Annotated in this window: 13 protein-coding genes; 11 read left to right on the plus strand and 2 right to left on the minus strand. The window is 39.8% G+C overall.

The genetic code is table 11. The features are described 5' to 3' along the window. Positions 1-8: 8 nt before the first annotated feature. The 3 genes from BM008_RS12185 (at position 9) to BM008_RS12195 (ending at position 5,053) form a co-directional block, all read left to right on the plus strand. A complete protein-coding gene (locus BM008_RS12185) occupies positions 9-3,077 on the plus strand; it encodes a type III restriction-modification system endonuclease (RefSeq protein WP_091937394.1) in 3,069 nt (1,022 codons plus the stop codon). Between the two features lie 418 nt (positions 3,078-3,495). Further along, positions 3,496-4,329 carry a hypothetical protein gene (locus tag BM008_RS12190; protein ID WP_091937396.1) on the plus strand — a complete coding sequence of 278 codons (834 nt, stop codon included), beginning with the start codon at positions 3,496-3,498 and terminating at the stop codon, positions 4,327-4,329. A gap of 298 nt (positions 4,330-4,627) precedes the next feature. Next, positions 4,628-5,053, plus strand: a complete 426-nt coding sequence (locus BM008_RS12195) for a DUF365 domain-containing protein (protein ID WP_177188057.1) — start codon at positions 4,628-4,630, stop codon at positions 5,051-5,053. A 28-nt stretch (positions 5,054-5,081) separates the two neighbouring features. Here BM008_RS12195 and BM008_RS12200 read toward each other — a convergent pair whose 3' ends face one another. Continuing rightward, positions 5,082-5,426 (minus strand): hypothetical protein, encoded by a 345-nt coding sequence (locus BM008_RS12200; protein WP_091937401.1) that lies wholly within the window; start codon positions 5,424-5,426, stop codon positions 5,082-5,084. A 55-nt stretch (positions 5,427-5,481) separates the two neighbouring features. Next, complete coding sequence (locus tag BM008_RS12205) at positions 5,482-5,829, minus strand: hypothetical protein (RefSeq protein ID WP_091937403.1); 348 nt, start codon at positions 5,827-5,829, stop codon at positions 5,482-5,484. 131 nt (positions 5,830-5,960) lie between these two features. On the opposite strand from BM008_RS12205, the gene BM008_RS14950 reads away from it, so the two are divergent. The 8 genes from BM008_RS14950 to BM008_RS14755 form a co-directional block, all read left to right on the plus strand. Next, positions 5,961-6,119, plus strand: coding sequence for a hypothetical protein (locus BM008_RS14950; RefSeq protein ID WP_177187977.1), 159 nt, complete (start codon positions 5,961-5,963; stop codon positions 6,117-6,119). 199 nt (positions 6,120-6,318) lie between these two features. Next, a complete protein-coding gene (locus BM008_RS12210; RefSeq protein WP_091937405.1) occupies positions 6,319-6,657 on the plus strand; it encodes a hypothetical protein in 339 nt (112 codons plus the stop codon). Next, a complete protein-coding gene (locus BM008_RS14955) occupies positions 6,654-6,800 on the plus strand; it encodes an FmdB family zinc ribbon protein (RefSeq protein WP_177188058.1) in 147 nt (48 codons plus the stop codon). The genes BM008_RS12210 and BM008_RS14955 overlap by 4 nt, the downstream gene beginning before the upstream one ends. Further along, positions 6,781-7,218: a hypothetical protein gene (locus BM008_RS14750; protein WP_177188059.1), complete on the plus strand. Its 438-nt coding sequence runs from the start codon at positions 6,781-6,783 to the stop codon at positions 7,216-7,218. The genes BM008_RS14955 and BM008_RS14750 overlap by 20 nt, the downstream gene beginning before the upstream one ends. Further along, the gene (locus tag BM008_RS12220) at positions 7,218-7,445 is read left to right on the plus strand and encodes a hypothetical protein (protein ID WP_091934304.1); all 228 of its coding nucleotides are present in this window, start codon (positions 7,218-7,220) and stop codon (positions 7,443-7,445) included. The genes BM008_RS14750 and BM008_RS12220 overlap by 1 nt, the downstream gene beginning before the upstream one ends. Before the next feature lie 2 nt (positions 7,446-7,447). Continuing rightward, entirely contained in the window at positions 7,448-8,452 is a 1,005-nt protein-coding gene (locus tag BM008_RS12225) for an ATP-binding protein (RefSeq protein WP_177188060.1), read from the plus strand. Next, positions 8,449-8,841 carry a hypothetical protein gene (locus tag BM008_RS12230; protein ID WP_091937413.1) on the plus strand — a complete coding sequence of 131 codons (393 nt, stop codon included), beginning with the start codon at positions 8,449-8,451 and terminating at the stop codon, positions 8,839-8,841. The genes BM008_RS12225 and BM008_RS12230 overlap by 4 nt, the downstream gene beginning before the upstream one ends. A 42-nt stretch (positions 8,842-8,883) precedes the next feature. Further along, the coding region (locus BM008_RS14755; protein ID WP_143072351.1) for a DEAD/DEAH box helicase family protein at positions 8,884-9,179 on the plus strand (296 nt) is incomplete at its 3' end.

Raw genomic sequence — 9,179 nt, forward strand, 5'->3', positions numbered from 1 at the left:
GGGTACAGATGAAACTAAAGTTCAAAAATCAGGCTTATCAAACACGTGCTGTAGATGCGGTGGTGAATTGTTTTAAAGGGCAACCCAATACTGCAGGAATCGGTTATCGTATCGACCCGGGCGTTGAAAAAGCTAAAGATGGTAAACTTTATCAGGAAACTTTTTTGCACAAGGGATGGGTAGATGAAATTTCGGGTTTTAAGAACAGCGACCTTTCACTCAACGAGCAGCAGCTCCTTGAAAACATACAGGAGGTTCAGCGCCTTCAGAATCTTCCACAATCCAGTAGTCTTGTTAAGACAAATGTTTCATCACTTAATCTGGATGTGGAGATGGAAACCGGAACCGGCAAAACTTATTGTTATATAAAAACCATTTTTGATATGAACAAGCGATTTGGATGGAATAAATTTATAGTTGTAGTTCCCAGTATTGCCATCCGCGAAGGTGTTTACAAATCATTCGAGATTACTGCCGAACACTTTCAGGAGATATACAACAAAAAAGCTAAATTCTTTATATACAACTCCAAACAACTTCATAATCTGGAGAGCTTTTCATCCGATGCAGGTATCAACGTAATGGTAATCAATGTTCAGGCATTCAATGCTAGGGGAAAAGATAATCGCCGTATATATGAAGAACTTGATGATTTTCAGAGTCGCCGTCCAATTGATGTGATTAAAGCCAATCGTCCTATACTGATTCTTGATGAACCTCAAAAAATGGAAGGTAAAAAGACGCTTGATTCTCTTAAAGAGTTTAATCCTCTTTTTGTTCTGAGATATTCAGCAACACATAAAACACAACACAATAAAGTTCACAGACTGGATGCGCTGGATGCATATAATCAAAAGCTTGTCAAAAAAATAGCTGTAAGAGGTATTTCCGTTAAAGGACTATCAGGTACCAATGCCTATCTTTATCTGGAGTCCATTGAAGTATCCAGGCAGGCTCCAATTGCCAGAATAGAACTGGAGATTAAGCAGGACAAGAGAATAAAAAGGAAAATTCTCAGACTTGGAAAAGGTGATAATCTTTACGATAAATCCAATGAACTCGATCAGTATAAAGGTTTTGTAATTTCCGATATCAACGCTGTAACCGATACGGTTGAATTCAAAAATGGTATTCAGCTACAGGCTGGAGAAGCTACAGGAGATGTAAATGAAATTGTCCTGAGACGTATTCAGATAAGAGAAGCCATCAAAGCACATTTAGAAAAAGAGCAGGTTCTTTTCCACCAGGGAATTAAAGTATTGACCCTCTTTTTCATAGATGAAGTTGCTAAATATCGTGTTTATACTGATGAAGGAGAAGAAGGTGGGGAATATGCCCGGATCTTTGAAGAAGAGTATTTGGATGCTTTAAATGAATTAATAAAGGATTCATCTATCAAAGATGATTATAAAAAGTACCTGGAAAGTATCTCTGTTGCCCTTACTCATAATGGATATTTTTCCATCGACAAAAAGAGCAAAAGGATGGTCGATCCTGTCACTAAAAAGACATCAACCGAAGCAGATGATGTCGATGCATACGATCTTATTCTGAAAGATAAAGAACGTCTACTTTCTTTAAAAGAACCCACACGCTTTATATTCTCTCACTCTGCACTTCGCGAGGGATGGGATAATCCTAATGTTTTTGTTATCTGTACATTGAAACATAGTGATAATACTATTTCACGTAGACAGGAAGTTGGACGTGGACTTCGCATTGCTGTTAATCATCTTGGTGAAAGACAGGATAATCCTTCAACCGTTCACCAAACAAATGTCCTGACGGTTGTCGCCAGTGAAAGCTATAAGGATTTTGTAGCTGCTTTGCAAAGTGATATCAGCGAATCCCTTTCGGAAAGACCTCGTATTGCAAATGAAGCTTATTTCACCGGAAAAGTCTTATCGGTAGATGGTGAAAATGTAGAGGTTACTCCACAAATGGCACGGCAGATATACAAATATCTCCTAAAAAATGACTATTCAGATGATAATGACCACATTACCCAAGAGTATCATGAAGCCGTCAAAAATGAAACACTTGCACCACTGCCCGAGGATCTAGAACCATACAATAATCAGATTTTTCAATTGATAGACAGTGTTTATAGTGATGTTAAAGTATTGGAGATTGAAAATGATCGGGGAGCTAAGACAAATCCATTAAATGATAACTTTGAAAAACAGGAATTCAAGGGACTCTGGAATAGAATTAATCGGAAAGCAGTCTATAGTGTGAAATTTGACAGTTCAGAACTGATTGATAAATGTGTAGAAGCTCTGAACAAAGAACTACATGTAACTCCTCTTGAATACACAGTGCAGCGTGGTATCCAGGTTGCTGAAATTGAATATGAAAAAATTAAATCAGGAGATGGCTTTGAGATTCTTGAAACATCTAATGCTGAATACGGTGCGAAATCAATTCACTCAGCAGTAAAATATGATTTGATTGGAAAAATCGCGGAAAGTGTCCAATTAACAAGAAGAACGGTAACCGATATTCTGAGCAGTATTGAGGATTCTATTTTTGAACAGTTTAAGACCAATCCTGAAAGTTTCATTTCTCAAGCAATCCGTTTGATAAATGAACAGAAGGCAACGGTTATAATTGAACACTTAAGTTACGATACAATTGCTGAAACACATGACATAGATATCTTTACAGATAGTCAAAGCAAACAGGATTTCAGTAAGGCAGGAGACCCGCTTAAACGACATATCTATGATTATGTTATAACTGACTCAAAAACAGAACGTAACTTTGTCACAGAGTTAGATACCAGTTCAGAAGTGGTTGTATATGCAAAGCTTCCGAAAGGATTCTCGATTCCCACTCCAGTTGGCAATTACAATCCAGATTGGGCAATTGCATTTAAAGAAGGAACTGTGAAGCATATTTATTTTGTAGCTGAAACAAAAGGTTCAATGAGTTCAATGCAATTAAGGGAAATTGAGAAGATAAAAATAGAATGCGCTAGAAAATTCTTCGATGAGATTAATCACAAAATCAATCCTGAAAATGTGAAATATGATGTTGTAGACAGTTATGGGAAGCTTATGGAAATTGTGAGATAATAAGATTTCATCAGAAGTTTTTTCAACAGGCAAAATTACCATAACCCGCATTAAAGAACAGAAAGATATTGACAATACTATTAAAAATTTAAAAACCCTAATGTGAAAGAGATGAGCTAAAATGCTTTCTCTTCCCCTACTTTTTATAAAATGGTATCAAAGAGGGATACATTTGGGTAAATTTATCGTTAAATTCTGCAAAAATATATATTAACCCAATATTTTTGTAATGATTTTGTTGCTACATGCACCATCAAGGAACAAAATTCTTCTCTTTACATGATAGAACAAAAATTAATAATACAATATTTAATGAAACTAATCTTTTAATAGAAGAAATTAGTAATGTATATTAGTCTGTGTGCCAATCAGTTAAAACAGGTTAGAAAAAGCAAAAAGTTCAGGATAAGGTACTTTTATGAAGGAACATACAAATACAAAAGATTGGCTTCGTGATAATTTATCATTTAATGAAGATGTATTGATTTCTGGTGATAGTTCTTTTTCTAAAACACTTGAAATCACACCAGATGCTGATGTATCCCTGAGATTTATAGCTAATCAGAGACGAATTTATGGATATTTTTTAACAATCCAAGCATCACTTGATGTGTGGAATGATATTGAAAAAGAAATAGTTAAAACTGAACAAACGGTAACAACAATTAGAATGCTTTCAGGCATGCTAAATTATCCAATTGCTGTTCTTCTTTATGATAACAATAATGAAGGATCATTTTCAGTCTCTGATGATTTAGTTAGATTTACAAAAGTAAATGATTTAGGTTTGAAAGAATACTTTGCAAGCATTCATCCTGAACTGATTGAAAATGTTGGCACTATTTATAAAAAAGTCAATAGATCAGTAAATGACACCTTTCAGACATGGACACGTAATAATCTTTCTAGATTTTTGGTAATTAATGATTTTGATATAATCATACCACGAAAATCTTTAATAATAGAATTAAAAAGAATAGAGGAAGATATAAACTCCTGGAAACCTTATTTAGATGACAAAAGTAATTACCTAGCACTTATGAAGATTTGTTCTTTAAATAACTTAGAAATGAAAGTCATCGCTTATCAAGAAGATGCTAATAAGGTTGCATTGCATTCTTTAAAAAATGTTTATAAATCTAAAATAATAGGTCAATTTGTAATTTGTGAAATTGAAGATGTTCTGAATGGTGTTAATGTCACTAAAGGTTTATTCACAGACTACGAAAGCACCAGAAGAAGACAAAAATAGAATGTGCTAGAAAATTCTTCGATGAGATTAATCACAAAATCAATCCTGAAAATTATTTTTGCTATGTAGAATACCTATCAAAATAAACATCAATAAGACGAAGCAGGAAATTATCATCACTATCGTGCAATACATTTCAAATTATTGTATGCTTGAATCATCGACCGATTCAAAGCCAACAATCTAATAATATAACATCGAATGTATGTATTTGTCATATTTTGTAGAAGCAAAATCTCTAAATGATGCTGAATTGAGTATAGCTTCAAACAATAATTACTTTCATAAGGGTGTATTTATGGACTCAATAATAGGTGTTGTCTTTCCACTTCACAAAAATGTGATTGATTTTATGTTCTCAAATAAAAAGGATGTTTTTGTAAAATATACTTCGCGTCAGCCTAAAAAAACAAATACTATAATTCAGGAAGGGATGAAGCTATATATCTATGAATCAGGGGGAATAAAGTCGATTATTGGAGAAGCCATCATTAAAAAAAGTCAGTATTTGGACCTAGATTCTATATTGAATTCCTATCCAGAGAGGACAATGGTTACTGAAGAAGACTTAAAAGCCTATGCAGAAGGCAGAGAAGAAAAGAAAGCATTGGTTTTGGAGTTAAGTAATTTAATGAAGTATGAAACTCCAGTGAAATTATTAAAACCAATTACAATGGCTGGTCTCTATTTAACTGATGAAAGAAAAAAAGAACTTTTTGTTTGAAGCAGCTGGGGAATAATATCATCAACCTTCACTGTGACCTTGCTTCCACATAATACAAATGCTGCCTGTCCGGACAGTACATGTCCAATTCTTTTTTCATCCTCTGGATCAGATCACAGCAGTACTTTGATGCAACACCATAGTACTTTTTGAGTATTCTACAGAACTCGTCTACAGTTATTCCGTTGTACATGAATCCCCTAAGTTCACAAACAATTTGACTGGCGAGCTCTTCTTCGGACACACTGTCACAGACTTCCATCTCATCTACTCTTGCAGTGGTCTGGTCTTTTTTGATTTCACCGATTATCCACCAATGGATATCGTGGAAGTCAGGATTTCCACATTTTGTGCATGTTGTTTTGATGTACATTTTTCATTCACCCAAATTCATTTAATTCTGTCTATACTTGAATCATGGAAAAATGTTACCGTCCACTTTCTGTAAATATCACGGTTTTGTTGTTTTCTGGCGACGAAAGTGACTCCCCAATGATCGATTTAATAAGAGCCTTGCCCTCTGGGCTTTTTAGATATTCTTTTATCACGCCTTCGACCATGTCCCCTGTATCTGCAACATTTTCAGGCGCAGATGGGAATTGTATGCTACCGTCACGTTGTGCGTAATCATACATTAAAATGAACTGGGACATCGCGGTCGAGATAACATCGGACACCGATCCGAATTCTTCAGCATCGACCATCGCTTTTGCCCTATTCACAAGATAGGAACTCATGGCTATTGATACCTTTTCTTTGTTTCTCTTAACTACCATGGTAGTTACTTAGTAGTAACAGCATATATACTTTTGTATAAGGCAATAGTAGGACAAAAACAAGAACATATAAATATCATGCAATTCTTATTCAGTGGTGCAATAGTAGTACCAAAGTACGGAGATGAAATATGAGTGAAAATTATCCCACGAGTTTCCGCCTGGCACGTGCTGACAAAGAAGATCTCTGTGATCTTGTGAAAAGTGGCATTTTCACAAACGTCAGTGATGCTGGAAGAGGCGCAATGCGCAGGGGAATCCAAGCAATCAAAGAAGAAAGAGGAATGTGAATGAAAAAATGGAATATAATAGCAATTGCAGCCACACCAATGGCTGGAAAGGAGTGTTGACCAATGCCATCTGACTTTGCACGCGAGAAGGCATTGGCCGTCTATAACAAGGCACCTAAACAATGGGATGAGTTGGCGCTGATCCCTGGTGCCATGGGAGAATTGGCGTTGAGCGTTAAATTCCTTGCGGGGCTTGTGCATGGGTCGGTCTAGGAGCGGAGGCCATGCAGGTCGACCCATAGGATCCACAAAGGACAGGTTCTGGCTCAGTGAAGGTCACCAAGAACGCAGGTACAATCATGCCATGGATTTCTGCAAGCTAACGATCGGCCAGATCACAGAATGTCCTGTCTGTAAATGTCAAACTGCAAAATGCATCCAGGCAGGTGTTACGAAAGCCCTGGGTGCAAGATCCTGGTGGAGATGTGAATGTGGTCACCAGTTTACCAAATCGATATCCTCTGAGAAGATGGCCGAGTACTATTCAGAGGACCTCCAGAAGATGATCGATTCCAGAGCTTCGGAGGCCACTGCATGACCATTGACAACATGCCAATTGCACGGACACGAATCGTCGCCGAGTGTATATGCGACCATTGTGGCCATATTTTCGATGTGGACTGGCAGTGTAAGAACCGACCGGTCTACTGCCCGGAATGCAATGAGGAGGTCAGACCATAAGGTCACCTCACACTCCGGGACACTTGGGTCATTTCCGGGTTCGAGCCCTGGACGGAGCTTCGGCCTGCACAATAGCTGCAGGCTTCTTCTATACAACACAAAGGAAGTGAGATCAATGACAGAAGAAGTTGAAGTGTACATCGATTTCGACCGAGTGCCCAACGGCATAGGTCGTATGAAGGACGATCCCCTCAAGCACATCGACAATGCAGATGTAGCCAGGATCCAGCAGTGGATACGGACCAAGGTCTCTGGAAATAACGAGGTGTTTGCGGTCATAACAGGCAAAGCATCTCGATTCGTGAACATGGTAGCAACTGCAGAGTTGGCATCATGCAAGAATGTCACCCGGATAGGATGGTCCCAGGCAGGGATGATACCCATTGTTGTGAAGGACCTGAGAAAGGGGGCGAACTGATGGAGCAGACCCAGACCATAACCTATGCCGAGCCCATCGAGATTTCAACGAAAGTCGGTGCAGATGTCGATTCAAAAGGCAATGTGAAACCGCATGCTGAGATCACCATCAAAAGGAAGCTGGAATCGGATTGTGATGTTTTCGCGATCATTTCCGATGATGTACACGAATGTATGGACAAGGTGCAACAAACAGTGTACGAGATGTTGGCCGGAGATGGGGTGTGAGCATGGAAGTGAAACTCGATAAGGACAAGCTTGTACCTATCCTTGAGATGATGGGATACAACACCATCAACGGCACCGATGTTTGGAAAAAGGCCAGTGAGAACCAGGACGAGTTCGTATTCTGGGGAGTGGACTTCAAGAAGAATGAGATCTTCAAATGGGTAGAGGACCACCGGGAATACGATGTGCCTGAAGACCTTGTTTTCATGGAACTCAAGATGCTTGTGGAAAACTCAGTAGAACCGGGTGGTGAACCCAACGCAGACGAACCTATCGCCGACCAAAGCAGAGAGGATTGTCAGGAAGGATCCACCAGTAAAGAGAACGCATCACATTCTTATGAAAATAGCGATACACCCGATGAAAAACCATCACAGATACTGGACCTTATCCACGGATATGTAGGGAACGATGTCCTTGAGGTATTTGGGGACACAGGTAGTGGAAAATCAAAATTTGCTCTGACCGTTGCAAAGGAGGCAATTGCCTCCGGGAAGAAGGTATTCTACCTCGACACCGAGAGGAATCTGACGGAAGCGGACATTGCAGGCCTGAAAGGCTGTGAGTACAAGTACACCCCTGTTATCGAGGAGATCGACAGCACATGCCAGAAGCTTCCTGCGGTCGACGTGGTCATCGTGGATTCCATCGGTTTCCCCATCCTTACATCTTACGCAAGGCTCAGTGTCAAGCAGAAAGGAGATGCTCTGCTGAAGCTTATCGCCATATTCGGGGACCTGAAGAACTGGGCCTACAAGAACAACGGAATAGTGGTCGTCACGAACCAGCCGGAGAGCGAGTTCAACAAGGCACCGAACCACGTTCTCAGACCCTTTGGAGATAAGAGTCAGTTCGCTGCCAAGGAGATCTGGAAGACGGAGATAGTGGACCGCAAACCTGCGTACACCAATATCCGCATCAGTGCCTTCCGCAGCAGAAGCGTTGGCCACAGGACCAAGATAACGAACATGAAGATCAGTAGCAATGGCGTGGAGCTGAAAGCATGATCCTGTTAGGTACTGATCAGATAGAAGACGTTGCACTTGATAAACTGAAAACAGGATGGGCTGTGTTGTACGGCCATCCGGATGTATTCAGATTCTTGGAATACAGTTTGTACAAACCAGGAACAAATGCAAATGCTGGATTTGAGTTACTTGGATTTCTGCCAACTGTTGCCTTCTGCAAGAAGACTCCTCGGTTCAGGAAGATGTTCAAAGAAACCGATGACAGGACGGTTACGGTCCTTCAAGCGTTCAAGGTTGACAACAGCGAAGGTTTTGCATTCCATATCCTTGAAGTACCGAAGGATAGTGACAATGAAGCCCGCTACAATAAGGTAGCACAGGCAGTTAGAAATTATCTCGTGAACGGTGAGTTTGTTCCCCACCGGTGAGGTGATATCAATAAAACGTAAACGATCGCAAGGGGGCAGAACATGATGTCAAGCACCACCCGGACATCACCGTTCCAGACCCCTCTTATCGTTCCCCGCACAAATCAGGACAAGCGCATCGCAACAGCATACAATCTACTGAACGCATATCAGGAAGGATCGTATCTGGTGCATAAGACCACTCGTGCCGGTTGTACGACAGCGTTGGTAGCCGAATCTCTGAATCGGGAGGAACGTTTTCTAGTCGTTGTCCCGACTAATAAGATTGCCGATAAGACCGTCACAGAGGATTCCATCAAATACTCTGACCGGGATACATGCAATGTTATTCGGATACC

Origin of the sequence: Methanolobus profundi, from assembly GCF_900114835.1 — an archaeon.
GTDB classification, from domain to species: domain Archaea; phylum Halobacteriota; class Methanosarcinia; order Methanosarcinales; family Methanosarcinaceae; genus Methanolobus; species Methanolobus profundi.

Coding starts and splice junctions, on each gene's coding strand:
- BM008_RS12185 (WP_091937394.1), top strand. CDS start 9: ATGAAACTAAAGTTCAAAAATCAGGCTTATCAAACACGTGCTGTAGAT.
- BM008_RS12190 (WP_091937396.1), top strand. CDS start 3,496: ATGAAGGAACATACAAATACAAAAGATTGGCTTCGTGATAATTTATCA.
- BM008_RS12195 (WP_177188057.1), top strand. CDS start 4,628: ATGGACTCAATAATAGGTGTTGTCTTTCCACTTCACAAAAATGTGATT.
- BM008_RS12200 (WP_091937401.1), bottom strand. CDS start 5,426: ATGTACATCAAAACAACATGCACAAAATGTGGAAATCCTGACTTCCAC.
- BM008_RS12205 (WP_091937403.1), bottom strand. CDS start 5,829: ATGGTAGTTAAGAGAAACAAAGAAAAGGTATCAATAGCCATGAGTTCC.
- BM008_RS14950 (WP_177187977.1), top strand. CDS start 5,961: ATGAGTGAAAATTATCCCACGAGTTTCCGCCTGGCACGTGCTGACAAA.
- BM008_RS12210 (WP_091937405.1), top strand. CDS start 6,319: ATGGGTCGGTCTAGGAGCGGAGGCCATGCAGGTCGACCCATAGGATCC.
- BM008_RS14955 (WP_177188058.1), top strand. CDS start 6,654: ATGACCATTGACAACATGCCAATTGCACGGACACGAATCGTCGCCGAG.
- BM008_RS14750 (WP_177188059.1), top strand. CDS start 6,781: ATGAGGAGGTCAGACCATAAGGTCACCTCACACTCCGGGACACTTGGG.
- BM008_RS12220 (WP_091934304.1), top strand. CDS start 7,218: ATGGAGCAGACCCAGACCATAACCTATGCCGAGCCCATCGAGATTTCA.
- BM008_RS12225 (WP_177188060.1), top strand. CDS start 7,448: ATGGAAGTGAAACTCGATAAGGACAAGCTTGTACCTATCCTTGAGATG.
- BM008_RS12230 (WP_091937413.1), top strand. CDS start 8,449: ATGATCCTGTTAGGTACTGATCAGATAGAAGACGTTGCACTTGATAAA.